Raw genomic sequence first — 15,494 nt, 5'->3', positions numbered from 1 at the left:
CTGCCGGAGGCTACTCCGGCAGATTACCGGTTTCTCGGTAGCCGAACGTGATCGATAAAGGCGCGGAGCTTCGGCGCAAGATGACGTCGATTGGGATAATAGAGATAAAATCCCGCAAAAGTCGGAGAATGGTCCTCCAGCATGGAAACAAGCTGGCCGCTCTCCAGGTAGGGACGGAAGGTCTCTTCCATGCCGAATGTGATGCCGGCGCCGGCACAGGCCAGCTTTATCATCAACTGCATGTCGTTGGTGGTGAAGTCCGGCTGCACCGCGACCGCGAATTCCCGGCCATTTTCGGCAAATTCCCACCGATATGGCGCAACGTCCGGACGAGGCCGCCAGCCGATACATCTGTGATGGATCAGTTCGCGCGGCTGCGTCGGTAAGGTGACGCGATCTCGATATTGCGGGGAACAGACGGCGAGCTGCCGCTGCGGCCCGGAAACCGGAACGGCAATCATATCCTGCGCGATCAGCTCCCCCAGCCGCACGCCGGCATCGTAGTGTTCGGCGACGATATCGAATTCCTCGTCCGTCACGACAATATCGAGTTGCACTTCCGGATGGATTTCAGCAAAGCGCGCCAGCAATGGCCCGGACAAGAAGCGCTCCGCTATCGAGGAAACGGCAAGCCGCAATTGCCCCCGAGGCATTCCACTCAGGGAAGAGGCGGCCTGTGTCGCTTGCATGAGGTTGCCGATGGATGGCGAAACATCGGCGTAAAGCTGTTGCCCCGCTTCCGTCAGGCTAACGCTGCGCGTTGTGCGCTGAACGAGCGCTATCCCCATCGTTTCTTCAAGCCTGCGGATGGTCTGGCTGACGGCTGACCGTGTTACGCCGAGCCTGTCCGCCGTAGCCCGAAAATTGCGTTCCTCGGCAACCATGCAGAAGGTGGAAAGCGCGTTGAGATCAACATTCATTGGTTAGTAAATCTATCCATGGAGGTTATCATTGAGGTAATTATCACGACAATGGCAAAGCTTTATCTTTCCTGCAACGGCCTCCTCTCGAAAAAGCGGGCCGTAAAGCCAAGGAGAAAGCCATGACATTGAACAAAGTTATTCTCATAACAGGTGCGTCGAGCGGGATAGGTGAGGGTATCGCCAGAGAACTTGCCGCTGCAGGCGCGAAACTGGTTCTGGGTGCGCGCCGCATGGACCGTTTGCAGGCTTTGGCCCACGAACTGCGCCAAACGGGCGCTGAGGTTGTCGTCCATCCCCTTAATGTCACGGAAAGGCAGAGTGTCGAGGATTTTGCCGAGGCGGGACGCAAGGCGTTCGGACGGATCGACGTCATCGTCAACAATGCCGGCATCATGCCGCTATCGTTGATGTCGTCCCTCAAGGTCGATGAATGGGACCGCATGATCGACGTCAACATCAAGGGCGTGCTTTATGGCGTCGCCGCCGTTCTGCCTGAGATGACCGCGCGTGCTTCCGGCCACATCGTCAACATCGCTTCCATCGGCGCACTGGCCGTTTCGCCCACGGCTGCCGTTTATTGCGCGACGAAATTTGCGGTGCGGGCGATTTCGGACGGGCTGCGACAGGAAAACCGCGACCTGCGGGTCACCTGCGTTCATCCCGGCGTGGTGGAAAGCGAACTTGCCGACACCATCACCGATCCGGCCGCTGCGGAGCTGATGCAAAGCTACCGAGCCATAGCATTGAAGCCGGACGCCATTGGCCGCGCAGTCCGCTATGCCATCGAACAACCCGACGACGTGGACGTCAATGAAATCGTCGTCCGCCCGACCGCCGCATAGGGAGGACCGGGACAATGAAGATTGTTTCGGCATCGCTTGCCCTTGTACTCGCAACGGCCGCCGCCGATACCGGCCACCATCAGGAGGATCGTGCCGTGAAAGGGAATATGGACAAGATGGCCCAGACCGAAAGCCACCCCTATATCGGCATGTGGGTCACCGGCGACGGCCATATCCGTCAGGAACTTTTGCCTGATGGCCGCTATGATGAGGCGCGCGGCCAACGCAAAAGCGCCTATCAGGGGCGTTACGAGGTGAGGGGCAACCATATCGACTATTGGGATGATACCGGCTTTACCGCCGATGGCGAGTTCATCGACGATGTGCTCTACCACGGCGGCATGATTTTCTATCGCGAGCCGTGAACCAACCGTCACGCTAACAGGATAAAAACCGCCCGGCTGATCAAGGCCGGGCGGTTTATCTGTTTTAACGCTTCAGGCTTCCCAGTATGCCGCGCACGATGGCGCGGCCCACGGATGTGGCAACCGAGCGGGCGGCGCTTTTCATTGCCGCCTCGATCACGGTTTCGCGCTGATAACCGCTCGTCTTGCGGGCGCCGGTGGTGGAGGCCTTTGTGGGTTCCTCGTCGCCGAAACCGGGCAGGCGCCAGCGTCCCGAGGCACTGTCGGACTGGCTGGAGGCATTTTCCTCTTCCGCGCGCTTGGCGGCTTCGGCTTCCGCAGCCTTCTGGGCGCGTGCGTTGAGGATTTCAAAGGCCGATTCCCGGTCCACGTCCCTGTCGTATTGACCGGCAAGCGAGCCGGTATCCATCAGCAATTTGCGCTCGGCGTCGGTGAGCGGCCCGACGCGGCCCGAGGGCGGCCGCACAAGGGTGCGCTCGACGATGGAGGGCGCGCCCTTGTCATGCAGGGTCGAAATCAGAGCCTCGCCCGTACCGAGCGTGGTGATGATGTCGGCTGTGTTGAAGGCGGGGTTCTGGCGGAACGTATCGGCTGCGGTGCGCACAGCCTTCTGCTCGCGCGGCGTATAGGCGCGAAGCGCATGCTGCACGCGGTTGCCCAGCTGGGCAAGAACGGTTTCCGGCACGTCCAGCGGGTTCTGCGTCACGAAGTAGACGCCCACACCCTTGGAGCGGATAAGCCGCACCACCTGCTCCACGCGCTCGACGAGCACCCTTGGCGCGTCGTTAAACAGCAGATGCGCCTCATCGAAAAAGAACACCAGACGCGGCTTTTCCGGGTCGCCCACTTCCGGCAGTTCCTCGAAGAGCTCCGAGAGCATCCACAACAGGAAGGTGGCGTAAAGGCGCGGGTTCATCATCAGCTTGTCGGCGGCGAGAACCGAAACCGTGCCACGCCCGTCCGTGCCGACGCGCATGATGTCGGCAATATTCAGCGCCGGCTCGCCGAAGAAGTTTGCGGCACCCTGCTGTTCGAGAACCAGCAGCCCGCGTTGCAGCGAACCGACAGAGGTCTTGGAAATCAGGCCGAACTGGCTGGACAGCGCACTTGCATTCTCGCCCATGTAGTTCAGCAGCGATTGCAGGTCTTTGAGATCGAGCAGCGGCAACCCGCCCTGATCGGCGATCTTGAAGGCAATGTTGAGCACGCCTTCCTGGGCTTCCGAAGCATCCATCAGCCGCGCCAGCAGCAGCGGGCCCATTTCGGCAATGGTGGCGCGAACGCGATGGCCTTTTTCACCGTAGAGATCCCAGAAGATCACCGGCGATTTGCCATAGGCAAAATCCGTGAAACCGATCTGTTCGGCACGTTTCTGCACCCAGTCCTTGGCTTCGCCCTGGGCGGCGATGCCGGAAAGGTCGCCCTTGATATCGGCGCAGAAAACGGGAACGCCGGCTTGCGAGAAACCTTCGGCAAGAACCTGCAGGGTTACGGTCTTGCCCGTGCCCGTTGCGCCGGTGATCAGGCCGTGGCGGTTGCCGAATTTCAGCTCCAGATATTCACCCTTGTTCAGGCTGTCGTCCGGATTGCGGCTGGTCCCGATATAGATCTGTCCGTCCTGCAACATCGACCATTTTCTCCTGCGACTGATGCATGCCCCTTAAATCGCGATCGATTTGAAGATGGTCATGTCCGAATTGAACTTTTACGGCACCCTCTGGCCGCTACTGCCAAAGCGGCCTTTTCATAGTATGGTTGTGATGATCTTATAAGGACAGTTTCAAGGCGCAACAACTGCTTGATGGCGATGAAGAAAAACCGCTTCATGAAAGTTGCCGCACCCGCCTGCCGCCCGCTTGAATGCGGCATGAGATTGTTTTACGTTGACGTTAACGTCAGTTATTCGGTGTTGGCGTCGTTTTTCAACAGGAGGCAAGAATGAACGAAGTCGTTGACCAGATCGCCGCAAAGGCGGGCATAGACCCTGCGCTGGCCGAAAAGGCTGTTGGCATGATTCTGGGTTTTCTCCAGCGCGAGGCGGCAGATGGTCCGATCGCCCGCATGATCGAAGCCATTCCGGGTGCCAGCGATCTCGTGGCACAGTATAATGGCGAGGGCGCTGGTGGCGGCGGTCTGCTGGGCGGATTGATGAGCGCGATCGGCGGCGGCGGCATCATGGGTCTCGGCCAGCAACTGATGAGCCAGGGCATCGGCATGAGCGAAATCACCACGCTCGCCAAGGAAACCATCGCCGTTGCTCGCCAGCACGCGGGCGATGAGACTGTCGATCAGGTGATCGCTTCGGTTCCGGGCCTCAGCCAGTTCGCGTAAGGCGACATTTTATTCGATAGCGGGGCGCGGCGGCTGTTCATTGAATCGGCGCCGCGCCTCTTCTATTTCCGCATGGTGGGTTTCCGCCCATATCCACACGCCGCAAAAGGCGCTGCCAAGGGTCTCTCCGAGAGACGTGAGGCCATAATCCACATGCGGTGGAATGACGGGGTGCACGGTGCGGCGCACCAGTCCGTCGCTTTCCATCTGCCTCAGCGTTTTCGTCAGCATCTTCTGGCTGATGGTGCCGACCAGCCTGCCGATCTGCGTAAAGCGAAGCGTGCCATGCTCTTCCAGCACCTCAAGGATCAGCATCGTCCATTTGTCCGCCACTTTCGCGATGATATCCTCAACCAGCGCCTCGATGACCGGATCGGTTTCCGTGGGCGGCGGAGACTTGCGCCTGTTCTCGATCATGGGATCGGCGGCATACCGTTTCATCTTACACTCTCCTTTGGGTAAGTATAATTCTTTTGGGTGCCTACTTACGAATAGAGAGTATAGCCGCTAATTTCCCGTCATCCAACAGGCAAAGGATTTTTCGATGAAAACGACAGGCAACACCATTCTCATCACCGGTGGCGGCTCCGGCATCGGCCGGGCGCTGGCGGAAGCGTTTCACCGGCTGGGCAACAAGGTCGTCATTTCCGGCCGCCGCCAGAATGTGCTGGATGAGGTAACGGCCGCCAATCCCGGCATGGCCGCGATGGTCATGGACGCGACCGACGCCGAAGGCATCCGCTCTTTCGCCGACAATCTCATCAAGACACATCCGACGCTCAACGCCGTCATCAACAATGCTGGCATCATGCGGCCGGAGGACATCGCCTCGGCCCCGGACTATCTGGACACGGCGGAGGAAACCATCGCCACCAACCTTCTGGCGCCCATTCGCCTGACGGCGGCGTTGCTGCCGTATTTCCTCAAGCAGCCTGAAGCGACAGTGCTGACGGTATCCTCCGGCTTGGCCTTCGTGCCCATGGTGGTCACCCCAACCTACAGCGCCACCAAATCGGCCATCCACGCCTACTCGGTCGCACTTCGCGAACAGCTGAAAGAAACCTCGGTTGAGGTCATCGAAATCGTGCCGCCCTATGTGCAGACGACGCTGATGGGGGAAGGCCAGGCAAGCGACGAAAGAGCCATGCCGCTCGAGGCCTTCATTTCGGAAGTGATGGACATTCTCGGCGGTCGCCCGGATGAGAAGGAAGTGGTTGTGGAACGCTGCAAGCCGCTGCGTTTCGCCGCGCAGAACGGCAATTTCGATCAGGTGTTTTCGATGGTCAACGGCATGCATCCGTAAAGGCCCGGCCCTGTCTCGGACGCATCGCCTGTGATAGCGTGGCGCTCTTTATAGGGAGCGCCAGCTTTTCATGGGCAGCCGTCAATTCCTGATGCCGAAAACCGCCATGCCCGGTATTGCTGCCGTGGTTGCGGATAGCGACCGCTCTTTTCCACGTCACATGCACGACCAGTTCGGCATCGGCCTTGTGGAGCGCGGCGCGCAGAAATCGCTGAGCGGGCGCGGCATGGTGGAGGCTGAAGCCGGCCATGTCATCACCGTCAATCCGGGTGAGGTTCATGACGGCATTCCGCTGGGAGAGGGCGGGCGCGCCTGGCGGATGATCTATCTCGACATCGATATCGTGCAGGCCGCCATTGCCGATATTATCGAAAAGGATCACGGCTTTTTCGAATTCGCCTATCCGGTCGACATCAGGCCTCTGGCAGACCGGTTCCGCGCGCTTTTTTCAGCCGTGACGGCAACTGATCGCCCGGGTGACACCCTTCGCTGCGACGAGACCCTCCTTATGCTGCTCGTGGGTGCAATGGAAACAGTGGCAACACCACGCCAGACGGCAGCGCCCGATAGCATAAGGCGGGCGAAAAGCAGGATCGATGACGATCCTGCCCGGCCATTGCGCCTAACCGATCTGGCGCAGGAGGCCGGCATGAGCCAGTTCCGCTTCCTGCGATCCTTCAGCAAGACCACGGGGCTGACGCCGCACAGCTACCTTTTGCAGCGACGCCTGCATCTGGCACGGGGTGCGCTGGCCAAGGGTGCTCCACCCGCCGATGTGGCGTTTTTCGCCGGTTTCTCCGACCAGAGCCATTTGAACAGGTTTTTCGCACGGCAGTTCGGGGTGACGCCTGCGGCGTATAGGGCAGCGGTTTCGTAGGGCAGGTTGGGGTAATAGGGCTACAGACGCGAGCCTCCAAGCCTCAACGCTGCAATTTCATCCAAGACCCCCGCGCCGGACACAGTCAAGCTCCTGTCCTCCGTTCAACAGGACTTGCAGAAACCATGACGCCCGAATTCCTCATCACATCCCTGATCATCGCCGCTTCTCCCGGAACAGGCGTGGTTTACACGCTGGCCGCCGGCCTGTCCCAAGGGTCGAAGGCGAGCGTCGTCGCGGCTTTCGGCTGCACGCTCGGCATCGTGCCGCATCTGCTGGCCGCCATCACCGGACTTGCCGCCATTCTGCATGCGAGCGCCCTTGCCTTCGGCGTGATCAAATATCTGGGTGTCGCCTACCTGCTCTACATGGCGTGGAACACGCTTCGGGAAGATGGGGCGCTGAAGATCGACGACAAGCAGGAGCACCGCAAGGCGGGGCGGGTCATCGGTGAGGCTATCCTCATCAATCTCCTGAACCCGAAACTGTCGATCTTCTTTTTTGCTTTCCTGCCGCAATTCATCGCGCCTGATGAGGTTTCTCCGACGTGGCGCATGGTCGATCTCGGGCTGATCTTCATGGCCATGACGTTTCTGGTCTTTGCGCTTTACGGCTGTTTTGCCGCCTCGGTCAGGCGGCAGGTTGTGGCGCGCCCGGCCGTACTCACCTGGCTGAGACGCAGTTTCGCCGCCGCGTTTGTGGCGCTCGGGGCGAAACTGGCGTTGACGCAGCGGTGAGACCGGACCGGGTTCACGCAGTCAATCGTCCCAGTCGGGCGCGAGGTGACCGGGGTTGACGATGCGGCCATCGGGTTTGGCAAGCGCGTGGATCGCCTGCATTTCCTCTTCCGAGAGCGCAAAATCGAAAATGTCGAAATTCTCCTTGAGGCGGCTTTCGGTTGCGGTCTTGGAAAGCGCCACGACATCCGGCTGCTGCACTGCCCAGCGCAGCGCCACCTGTGCGGCCGTCTTGCCGTGCCTTGCACCAATATCCTTCAGAACCGAATCATCAGGCACCTTGCCATCCGCCATCAGATAATAGGCAGTGACCGAAAGCCCGTGTTGGCGCGCGGCCGCAATCACCTTCGTCTGGTCCAGATAGGGATGGTATTCGATCTGGTTGGTGGCAAGCGGCGTGTCGGAGAGTTTGACCGCCTCTTCCGTCAGCGCCACGTTGAAGTTGGAAATGCCTATATTGCGCACCTTTCCGGCCTTGCGCACGTCGTTCAGCGCGCCGATCCTTTCCGCCAGCGGCACATCGCTTTTAGGCCAGTGCAGCAGCAGTAGATCGACATAATCCGTCTTCAGCTTTTGCAGGCTTTCATCGACGGAGGCGAGAAAATCAGCGTGGCGGTAGCGGTCCACCCAGACCTTGGTGGTCAGGAAAATATCGTGCCGGGAAATGCCGGACTTCGCGATCACTTCGCCAACCGCACCTTCATTCTTGTAGATCTGCGCCGTATCGACATGGCGGAAACCGAGTTTCAGCGCCTCCGGCAAAATGCGCCTCATATCCTCTTCCGGAATGCGGAAGGTGCCGAAACCGAGGGCGGGAATGTTCGCGCCATTCGCGTTGACGTCATACATGCATGTCTCTCCTGTTTATTGCAAACATGGCCGGCAAGGACTGCCGGATGGGGAAGCGGTCTTTTATTAACTGGTGTCAGCGCCATTGGTTTCAAGCGTCTCGCCATTGCGAGGCGCTGTGCGCGAGGCTACCAGTCGATGGTGAAACGTCGTAGATGGCATGATCGGAATGTGGAGGAACCACGCGTGTCGCGCTCACAACGGCTTCTTGATCTGTTGCAGATCCTGCGCGCCCACCGCATGCCGGTCAGCGGTACGGCGCTGGCCGCTCAAACCGGCGTCAGCCTGCGCACGCTTTACCGCGATATAGCAACGCTTCAGGCGCAGGGTGCTGACATCGAGGGCGAGGCGGGTGTGGGTTATGTGCTGCGTCCCGGTTTTTTGCTGCCGCCGCTGATGTTTTCGCAGCAGGAGATCGAGGCGCTTGTGCTCGGGTCGCGATGGGTCGCGGGCCGTGCCGATGAGGGCTTGGCGCAGGCCGCCCGCGCCGCACTCGTCAAGATCGCCGCCGTTTTGCCCGATGCCCTGCGTGAGGAACTCGATAATTCCACCCTGCTTGTCGGCCCCGGGCAGGCCATGGCCACCATCCACGTCGATCTCGCCGCCATTCGCGATATTATTCGCAAGGAGAGCAAGGTCGTGATGACCTATCGCGACGAGAAGGGAGAATTGACGGAGCGGGTGATCTGGCCCTTCGCGCTCGCTTTTTTCGATCTGGTGCGGGTGGTGCTGGCATGGTGCGAGACGCGGCAGGATTTCCGCAGTTTCCGGGCCGACCGCATCGAGAGCTTCAACCCTCTGGACAAGCGTTATCCCCGCCGCCGCCAGTCCCTGCTGAAGGACTGGCGCGAGCGGGAAAAACAGCGACGGCAACAAAATCATGCTGACAAAAACTGACAGCACGGGAGGCTAGAACCTGTTCATCCGCAACTCAAGGAGAACAGCCATGACCCACCCCGATTTCACCATTATCTACGTCGACAACCCGCCGGCCAGCACGGAATTTTATAAAGCCCTGCTCGGCGCAGAGCCGGTCGAAGCCTCTCCGACATTCTCCCTCTTCGTGCTTCAAAACGGCATGAAGCTCGGCCTCTGGTCGAGGCATACGGTGGAGCCGAAGGCATCGTTAACGGGCGGTGGCGGCGAGCTTGCCTTCCGCGTCGAAAGTGATGCGCAGGTGGATGAAGCCTTCGCCGACTGGAAGACAAAGGGCATCGCCATTTTGCAGCAGCCCGGCACGATGGACTTCGGCTACACATTCACTGCGGCCGACCCCGACGGCCATCGTCTGAGGGTCTACGCCTTCGCGGGTTAGAGATAATGCGTTGAGGCCGATTGGCTAAATAGTGTCGTAGCCATGTCGTACTCTAAGCTCTCCTCATCCCTGTGCTGGTCACAGGAATCCAGCCGCCGCGCGTCTGCGCGGCGAGAGAGCCTTTTCAGCCCAAGGACTTGGGCTGGCTGGATTCCTGTGACAGGCACAGGAATGAGGGGAGGCGAAAACTACGCTACTTCTTCACCGCCACCACGAACAGGCGCGGAAAACGCAACAGCAGCCGGCCGTCTGCCATGGGCGGATAGGCGGCTGCGATGCGCCTGGTATAGTCGTTGAGGAAGGCCTCGCGGTGTTCCGCGCCGGCGGCGGCAAGATAGGGGCGCAGACCCGTGCCCTTCACCCATTCCACAATGCTTTCCGCATCCTTCATGGGGTGGTTGTAGATGGTGTGCCACACATCCACCCGCGCGGATTTCGGTGTCAGCGCATCGAAATAGGCTGATGGCGCGGGCAGGGGTTTGCGGCGTAATTTGCCATCCGCAAACTTGTCCTTCCAGGGGCCGTCTGCTCCCGTTTCCTCCATGGCGCGATGTGTCGGCTCCTGCAGATTGTCAGGCATCTGCACGGCAAGAACGCCGCCGCTTTCCAGCTGGTCCATCAGCTGCGAAAGAACGGCAAGATGATCCGGCACCCATTGGAACACCGCATTTGCATAAAGCAGGTCCGCCTTCTGGCTGGGCCGCCAGTTGCCGAGATCGGCCTTGCCGAAACGGGTGTTGGGCAGCCGGTCCGCCGCCTTTTCCAGCATGTCGTCGTCGCTGTCGATGCCGGTGATGACGTTAACGCCGTAACGATCGGTCAAAAGCTCGGTGGAATTGCCCGGGCCGCAGCCCAGATCGTAACCGTTCAGCACGCGCTCCAGCGGCACCTGCGCCAGAAGATCCCTTGCCGGGCGTGTCCGCTCGTCTTCAAATTTCAGATATTGCTGGGCGGACCATGCCATGATTTTCTCCTGCTGACGTGTTGCATTCGGATCGGCGAACAAGAATGGTAAGGGGCGTTGCAAGCGCCGTCAGACTGCCAGCATCGCATGGGCGAAATCCCCCCGCCATCATCCAATGCATGAATTATTGTGATGGATCTATTCATCAACCTTTTGTTTCGCCTCACAAAACGTCTTTGTCAGGGCATGCATTTGTTATTTTCCATCAAAATAAGACATGGTGGCAATTAAAACTTGACCTCACCCGGTCAGAGGCATTCACTCCCGCCGATTTCAGAGCATTGCCAGCAAAAGTGCGAAGCGGTTTTGCGTGCGGCAATGTGGCAGGACGAAAAAGATGGAGCTCTTTCGCTTTTTGCAGAAAGGCGGAGATGCTCAAGACAGGAGACAGTCATGACCGTCGATACCGCACCCCGATCAACCACCTGGACCTATGTTGATGGTCAATGGCTGCCCGGCAATCCGCCGCTCATCGGCCCGACCTCGCATGCCATGTGGCTGGCCTCCACGGTGTTTGACGGCGCGCGCTGGTTCGATGGCGTGGCTCCCGATCTCGATCTGCATTGCCAGCGCGTCAACCGCTCGGCCATTAACATGGGCATGAAGCCGACCATGACGGCGGAAGAGATCGAGGCATTGGCGCTGGAAGGCGTCAATAAATTCGACGGCAAGACTGAAATCTACATCAAGCCGATGTATTGGGCAGAACACGGTTCGCCGGGCAGCGTCGTCGCGCCCGATGCCAATTCCACCCGTTTTGCGCTGTGCCTTTTCGAAGCGCCGATGAATGCCGGCGCATCGCTGACACTCACCGTCTCGCCGCTGCGCCGTCCTTCACCGGAAACCGCGATGACGGATGCCAAGGCCGGTAGCCTTTACCCCAATAGCGGCCGCGCCATTCTGGAAGCCCGTGCACGCGGTTTCGACAACGCCCTGATGTGCGACATGAACGGCAATGTCGCTGAATCGGCATCGTCCAACGTCTTCATGGTCAAGGACGGCGTCGTCTTCACCCCGGTTCCGAACCGCACCTTCCTTGCCGGCATCACCCGTTCGCGGGTGATGAGCCTTCTGCGCCAGGCCGGTTTCGAAGTGCGCGAAGCTACCCTGTCGGTCGAGGATTTCCGCGGGGCGGATGAAATCTTCTGCTCGGGCAATTATTCCAAGGTTTCCCCTGTTGTGAAACTGGATGACCGCGCATTGCAGGCAGGCCCGGTCGCCCGCAAGGCGCTCGATCTTTACATGGATTGGGCACGTCTCGGCGCAGACGTCTAGAGCGCCGTGCGTCCCGCCGGACGCTCTGACTCTCTTTGATCTGCGCATCGTTACGGACGAAAATCGAATGTGATTTTCTGTCTGGTGGGCAAAGCTGACAGGTATTTCGATCAGGGCCATGGCAGGCGTTCGGCTTGCCGTGGCCTTTTGTTTTTGCAGTGCAGTATTTTCCCACGAAAACTGAGGGGAATTTAATCCAATTTTAGACAAACCACACTTAGTTTGCAGCATCTTCCCTTCCGGCTAACGAGGGCCGCCAGATGTCTTTCAGCATTCGTAATGTACTTGTAGGATTTTTTCTTACCATCAGCCTCGCGCTGGCCGGTTTGGTCGGAAACGAGTTGTGGCGGTCGGCCAATCGCGCCGGCACCTTTTCAGAGGTTGCGCAACTCGTCTCGCTCGACAAGCTTCTTTTCAACGCTCTTTTGAATTTCCGCAGTGAACGCGGCGACAGCGCCACGGCACTGACGCTCGATCCGTCGAAATCGACGGGCAGCGTCGCCAGCGTGCAGGCCGCACGCCAGAAGGTGGATGCTGCCATGACGGCATTCCTCACGCAGTCTTCGTCGCTTGAAGACACGCAGCTTCAGGCACCGCTGAAGCGCGTTAAAGATGTCTACGCGCAGTTCGTCGAATTGCGAAAGAAGGTTGACGCCAACGTTTCGCTGCCGCTCGACCGGCGCGAAGGCGGGCTCGACAAGACGGTCATGGCGCTCGGCGGCGATTTCCTCGCCTCGCTCGAGGCGGGCTCGACGGCGCTTGAAGGCACTGTTCGCTCTCTCGATCAGGGCCAGACCGGTTTGATCCAGTTGCGCTCCTACGGCTGGTCTGCCCGTGCCCTTGGCGGCAGCGCCACCGTCATTCTCAACGCTGCCGTTGCCCAGAACCGTCCACTGACGGCGCAGGAGATGCAGCAACTCGGCGCATTCGATGCCGGTGCGGCTTTCGCCTGGAAAGCGACCGGCGATCTGGTTACGCATGAATCGACGCCGCAATCGCTCAAGGATATCTACGCCACGGCGGACAAGACTTACTTCAAGGGCGATTTCAGCACGCAGCGCGCCAAGCTCATCGACGATCTCATGAATGGTCGCACGCCTGCCTTCACCATGGACAGCTGGCGCACCACCGTCACCGAAAACCTCGGCACGATCGCGAAAATCGCTTCTGCCGCCATGGATGTTCTGGACGCAAATGCCGCACAGGCCAAACAGGACGCCTTCATCGATGCGATGATCTATCTCGTCGTCTTCATCGCGACGCTGGCGCTCTGTATCCTCTCGCTTGCCGTCATCGTCGGCCGCGTCACCCGGCCGATCAGCCGCCTGACCAACGCGATGATGGAGCTTTCGGGCGGCAATCTTTCGATCGATGTCGCCGGCGCAAAACGCGGCGACGAGATCGGCGAGATGGCCCGCGCCGTGGAAATCTTCCGCGAGGCGGCAATCCGCAACAGGCAGCTGGAATCCGAAGCCCTGGCCAACCGCGAGCGGGCCGAGCGGGACCGTATCGAGTTGCAGCAGCGCGCCGAGGCCGAGGCCGAAGAACGGCTCAATCAGGCCACGGGTTCGCTGGCGGGCGGTCTTCGTCGTCTCGCTTCCGGCGACATGGTCTGCGAGATCGCCACGCCGTTCGCACCGCAATTCGAGGCGCTGCGGCACGATTTCAACAGCTCCGTCGTTCAACTGCGCGAAGCGCTGACAAGTGTCGGCCAGTCCGTGCAGACGGTAAATGGCGGCGCTCACGAGGTTTCGTCGGCATCGGACGATCTTTCCCGCCGCACGGAGCAGCAGGCTGCCTCTCTGGAAGAGACCGCTGCCGCGCTGGAAGAGATCACCGCCAATGTTTCGGCCACCTCCAAGCGGGCAAGCGATGCGCGCGACACGGTGCGTGAGGCAAGGGCAAAGGCCGATCTTTCCGGCAAGGTGGTGCGCGATGCCGTTTCCGCCATGGAACGCATCGAGCATTCCTCGCGCCAGATCGGCCAGATCATCGGTGTTATTGACGAAATCGCCTTCCAGACCAACCTTCTGGCGCTGAATGCCGGCGTCGAGGCGGCGCGGGCTGGCGATGCGGGCAAGGGTTTTGCAGTCGTTGCACAGGAAGTGCGCGAACTGGCCCAGCGTTCCGCCAAGGCTGCCAAGGAAATCAAGCAGCTCATCAACACGTCCGCCGTTGCGGTGGGTGAGGGCGTGAAGCTTGTCGCCGATACTGGCGTCGGGCTTTCCGAGATCGAGCAGCTCGTACTGTCCGTTAACACCCATATGGACGCCATCGCCACCGCGGCGCAGGAACAGTCCGCCGGTCTCTCCGAGGTCAACACCGCCGTCAACCACATGGATCAGGCTACGCAGCAGAACGCCGCGATGGTCGAGGAAATGAATGCGGCCGGTGCGGGTCTTGCGCAGGAATGTGCCAATCTCCAGGCTTTGTTGGCGCAGTTCCAGCTCGGCCAGCAGACCTCCGCCTTGCGCGAGACGGCAAGGCACATGCGAGAGGCAAGCCCCGCACGTGCACCTGTCTCCCAGCCGTCCAGATCCCGCCCGGTCACTGCTTCGCGTGGCAATGCCGCGCTGGCCGTGAAGGGTGATGACTGGACCGAGTTCTGAGGACGAGATTGCCTTTGGCTTCGGGGTCCAGCGCGATCGGTTCTCTGATCGCGTACGACTCTTCTCACGGCGCAGACGCGCCGTGGCTGGATGCCGGATCCAGTCCGGCATGACGAAACAAAAAGTCGCAAGCACCAACAGATCGAAGCCCGCGTCCGAAATCGACGCGGGCTTCATCGTTTCTGCAGGTTTGGCAATGCAGCAGCGAGCGCCCTTAGTGGCGCGGTCATGTGCTTGTCGCGTCTGAGGGCAAGGGCGATCCGCCGTTCGAGCGGCGGCTCGAGCGAGCGCCATTCAAGCCCCGATGCACCACCTTCATGCTCCATCGCCATGCGTGGCACGATGGCAAGGCCAAGGCCCGCGCCGGCCAGTTTCTTGATGGCCTCGACGCTGCCCAGTTCCATGGCCGGTTGCACGGTGCGGCCGCTTGCCGAAAACCATTGATCCACGAGCTTGCGCGTATTGCCGCCCTCGTAAAGCAGCAATGGCTGTGTCGAAAGCGTCTCGGCATTCAGGATTGTTGCGTCGCTGATGGTGCCAAGCGGGAAAACCGCAACCAGTTCATCGAGATGGATGTCGCTGATATCCAGGCTGCGGCCGCTGGCCGGCAGGGCCACCACCGCCGCATCGATCGTATTGGCTTCGAGAAGCCTCAGTATATCGTGGGTATTGCCGGTCTGCACGACGATGTCTATCCCCGGCATCACCTGGCGGATTTTGCCCAGCACTGGCGGCAGAAGATAGATGCAGGCGGTGGCGCCCGTGCCGATGCGCAGGCGTCCCGTCACGCCGCTGCGATGAGGGGCTACGGTATCGATGGCATGCGCCACTTCTTCCGCAATCCGTCTTGCATGGATGAGAAAGTCCCGGCCCGCCGCCGTCGGCTGCGCGCGCCTGCCGACCCGTTCGATCAGCCGCACACCGAGCTGCTTTTCCAGCAGCCGGATGTGCAGGCTGATGGCCGGCTGCGTCAGCCCCGCCTTGTCGGCTGCGGCGGAAAAGCTGCCGAGATCGGCGACATCCATGAAGCTGCGCACCTGCCGCAGATCGAGGTCCATCATCAAAGAAAACCTTATCGTTTGTATAAGACAGATAATCTTTATT

The 15,494-nt window shown here is 60.1% G+C and carries 16 protein-coding genes; 10 read left to right on the top strand and 6 right to left on the bottom strand.

The window, feature by feature from the left end; all coding sequences use genetic code 11:
- Positions 1-23: 23 nt before the first annotated feature.
- Entirely contained in the window at positions 24-920 is an 897-nt protein-coding gene (locus tag AC5SEO_RS05995) for a LysR family transcriptional regulator (protein ID WP_025592731.1), read from the bottom strand.
- A 122-nt stretch (positions 921-1,042) separates the two neighbouring features.
- Here AC5SEO_RS05995 and AC5SEO_RS05990 point away from each other — a divergent pair, with 122 nt between their 5' ends.
- Both AC5SEO_RS05990 and AC5SEO_RS05985 read left to right on the top strand, forming a co-directional pair.
- The gene (locus AC5SEO_RS05990; protein ID WP_174068074.1) at positions 1,043-1,765 is read left to right on the top strand and encodes an SDR family oxidoreductase; all 723 of its coding nucleotides are present in this window, start codon (positions 1,043-1,045) and stop codon (positions 1,763-1,765) included.
- A 14-nt stretch (positions 1,766-1,779) separates the two neighbouring features.
- Positions 1,780-2,130 (top strand): Atu4866 domain-containing protein, encoded by a 351-nt coding sequence (locus tag AC5SEO_RS05985; RefSeq protein ID WP_174068075.1) that lies wholly within the window; start codon positions 1,780-1,782, stop codon positions 2,128-2,130.
- A 64-nt stretch (positions 2,131-2,194) separates the two neighbouring features.
- Here AC5SEO_RS05985 and AC5SEO_RS05980 read toward each other — a convergent pair whose 3' ends face one another.
- Complete coding sequence (locus tag AC5SEO_RS05980) at positions 2,195-3,757, bottom strand: helicase HerA-like C-terminal domain-containing protein (protein WP_174068076.1); 1,563 nt, start codon at positions 3,755-3,757, stop codon at positions 2,195-2,197.
- 311 nt (positions 3,758-4,068) lie between these two features.
- On the opposite strand from AC5SEO_RS05980, the gene AC5SEO_RS05975 reads away from it, so the two are divergent.
- Positions 4,069-4,461, top strand: a complete 393-nt coding sequence (locus AC5SEO_RS05975) for a hypothetical protein (protein ID WP_003511926.1) — start codon at positions 4,069-4,071, stop codon at positions 4,459-4,461.
- 9 nt (positions 4,462-4,470) lie between these two features.
- On the opposite strand, the gene AC5SEO_RS05970 is transcribed toward AC5SEO_RS05975, so the two are convergent.
- Positions 4,471-4,902, bottom strand: coding sequence for a winged helix-turn-helix transcriptional regulator (locus tag AC5SEO_RS05970; protein WP_013635666.1), 432 nt, complete (start codon positions 4,900-4,902; stop codon positions 4,471-4,473).
- Between the two features lie 103 nt (positions 4,903-5,005).
- Between AC5SEO_RS05970 and AC5SEO_RS05965 the strand changes: the two genes are divergently transcribed.
- The 3 genes from AC5SEO_RS05965 to AC5SEO_RS05955 all read left to right on the top strand — a co-directional run bounded on the left by AC5SEO_RS05965 (position 5,006) and on the right by AC5SEO_RS05955 (position 7,378).
- Positions 5,006-5,764, top strand: a complete 759-nt coding sequence (locus AC5SEO_RS05965) for an SDR family oxidoreductase (RefSeq protein WP_065658167.1) — start codon at positions 5,006-5,008, stop codon at positions 5,762-5,764.
- 70 nt (positions 5,765-5,834) lie between these two features.
- Positions 5,835-6,641 carry an AraC family transcriptional regulator gene (locus AC5SEO_RS05960; protein WP_174068077.1) on the top strand — a complete coding sequence of 269 codons (807 nt, stop codon included), beginning with the start codon at positions 5,835-5,837 and terminating at the stop codon, positions 6,639-6,641.
- 125 nt (positions 6,642-6,766) lie between these two features.
- Positions 6,767-7,378: a LysE family translocator gene (locus tag AC5SEO_RS05955; protein ID WP_174068078.1), complete on the top strand. Its 612-nt coding sequence runs from the start codon at positions 6,767-6,769 to the stop codon at positions 7,376-7,378.
- Between the two features lie 21 nt (positions 7,379-7,399).
- On the opposite strand, the gene AC5SEO_RS05950 is transcribed toward AC5SEO_RS05955, so the two are convergent.
- Entirely contained in the window at positions 7,400-8,227 is an 828-nt protein-coding gene (locus tag AC5SEO_RS05950; protein ID WP_174068079.1) for an aldo/keto reductase, read from the bottom strand.
- A gap of 186 nt (positions 8,228-8,413) precedes the next feature.
- On the opposite strand from AC5SEO_RS05950, the gene AC5SEO_RS05945 reads away from it, so the two are divergent.
- Together AC5SEO_RS05945 and AC5SEO_RS05940 are read left to right on the top strand one after the other, a co-directional pair.
- Positions 8,414-9,124 carry a helix-turn-helix transcriptional regulator gene (locus AC5SEO_RS05945; RefSeq protein WP_111783243.1) on the top strand — a complete coding sequence of 237 codons (711 nt, stop codon included), beginning with the start codon at positions 8,414-8,416 and terminating at the stop codon, positions 9,122-9,124.
- A 49-nt stretch (positions 9,125-9,173) separates the two neighbouring features.
- Positions 9,174-9,542 (top strand): VOC family protein, encoded by a 369-nt coding sequence (locus AC5SEO_RS05940; RefSeq protein ID WP_113291411.1) that lies wholly within the window; start codon positions 9,174-9,176, stop codon positions 9,540-9,542.
- 193 nt (positions 9,543-9,735) lie between these two features.
- Here the strand turns inward: AC5SEO_RS05940 and tam are convergent, their stop codons facing one another.
- Positions 9,736-10,506, bottom strand: a complete 771-nt coding sequence (tam, locus tag AC5SEO_RS05935) for a trans-aconitate 2-methyltransferase (protein ID WP_113291412.1) — start codon at positions 10,504-10,506, stop codon at positions 9,736-9,738.
- 393 nt (positions 10,507-10,899) lie between these two features.
- Here tam and AC5SEO_RS05930 point away from each other — a divergent pair, with 393 nt between their 5' ends.
- Both AC5SEO_RS05930 and AC5SEO_RS05925 read left to right on the top strand, forming a co-directional pair.
- Positions 10,900-11,781: a branched-chain amino acid aminotransferase gene (locus AC5SEO_RS05930; RefSeq protein ID WP_111783242.1), complete on the top strand. Its 882-nt coding sequence runs from the start codon at positions 10,900-10,902 to the stop codon at positions 11,779-11,781.
- Positions 11,782-12,041: 260 nt separating this feature from the next.
- On the top strand, positions 12,042-14,390 hold the full coding sequence (locus AC5SEO_RS05925) for a methyl-accepting chemotaxis protein (RefSeq protein ID WP_080799137.1): 2,349 nt from the start codon (positions 12,042-12,044) through the stop codon (positions 14,388-14,390).
- A 173-nt stretch (positions 14,391-14,563) separates the two neighbouring features.
- On the opposite strand, the gene AC5SEO_RS05920 is transcribed toward AC5SEO_RS05925, so the two are convergent.
- Complete coding sequence (locus tag AC5SEO_RS05920; RefSeq protein ID WP_174068080.1) at positions 14,564-15,451, bottom strand: LysR family transcriptional regulator; 888 nt, start codon at positions 15,449-15,451, stop codon at positions 14,564-14,566.
- Positions 15,452-15,494 lie beyond the last annotated feature (43 nt).

It is taken from the genome of Agrobacterium sp. K11 (assembly GCF_059429395.1).
Note: the sequence above shows the minus strand (reverse complement) of the source record. Positions and strands in the feature narration are given on the sequence as shown.

Coding starts and splice junctions, on each gene's coding strand:
- AC5SEO_RS05980 (WP_174068076.1), bottom strand. CDS start 3,757: ATGTTGCAGGACGGACAGATCTATATCGGGACCAGCCGCAATCCGGAC.
- tam (WP_113291412.1), bottom strand. CDS start 10,506: ATGGCATGGTCCGCCCAGCAATATCTGAAATTTGAAGACGAGCGGACA.
- AC5SEO_RS05940 (WP_113291411.1), top strand. CDS start 9,174: ATGACCCACCCCGATTTCACCATTATCTACGTCGACAACCCGCCGGCC.
- AC5SEO_RS05960 (WP_174068077.1), top strand. CDS start 5,835: ATGGGCAGCCGTCAATTCCTGATGCCGAAAACCGCCATGCCCGGTATT.
- AC5SEO_RS05925 (WP_080799137.1), top strand. CDS start 12,042: ATGTCTTTCAGCATTCGTAATGTACTTGTAGGATTTTTTCTTACCATC.
- AC5SEO_RS05920 (WP_174068080.1), bottom strand. CDS start 15,451: ATGATGGACCTCGATCTGCGGCAGGTGCGCAGCTTCATGGATGTCGCC.
- AC5SEO_RS05970 (WP_013635666.1), bottom strand. CDS start 4,902: ATGAAACGGTATGCCGCCGATCCCATGATCGAGAACAGGCGCAAGTCT.
- AC5SEO_RS05985 (WP_174068075.1), top strand. CDS start 1,780: ATGAAGATTGTTTCGGCATCGCTTGCCCTTGTACTCGCAACGGCCGCC.
- AC5SEO_RS05965 (WP_065658167.1), top strand. CDS start 5,006: ATGAAAACGACAGGCAACACCATTCTCATCACCGGTGGCGGCTCCGGC.
- AC5SEO_RS05995 (WP_025592731.1), bottom strand. CDS start 920: ATGAATGTTGATCTCAACGCGCTTTCCACCTTCTGCATGGTTGCCGAG.
- AC5SEO_RS05990 (WP_174068074.1), top strand. CDS start 1,043: ATGACATTGAACAAAGTTATTCTCATAACAGGTGCGTCGAGCGGGATA.
- AC5SEO_RS05930 (WP_111783242.1), top strand. CDS start 10,900: ATGACCGTCGATACCGCACCCCGATCAACCACCTGGACCTATGTTGAT.
- AC5SEO_RS05955 (WP_174068078.1), top strand. CDS start 6,767: ATGACGCCCGAATTCCTCATCACATCCCTGATCATCGCCGCTTCTCCC.
- AC5SEO_RS05950 (WP_174068079.1), bottom strand. CDS start 8,227: ATGTATGACGTCAACGCGAATGGCGCGAACATTCCCGCCCTCGGTTTC.
- AC5SEO_RS05975 (WP_003511926.1), top strand. CDS start 4,069: ATGAACGAAGTCGTTGACCAGATCGCCGCAAAGGCGGGCATAGACCCT.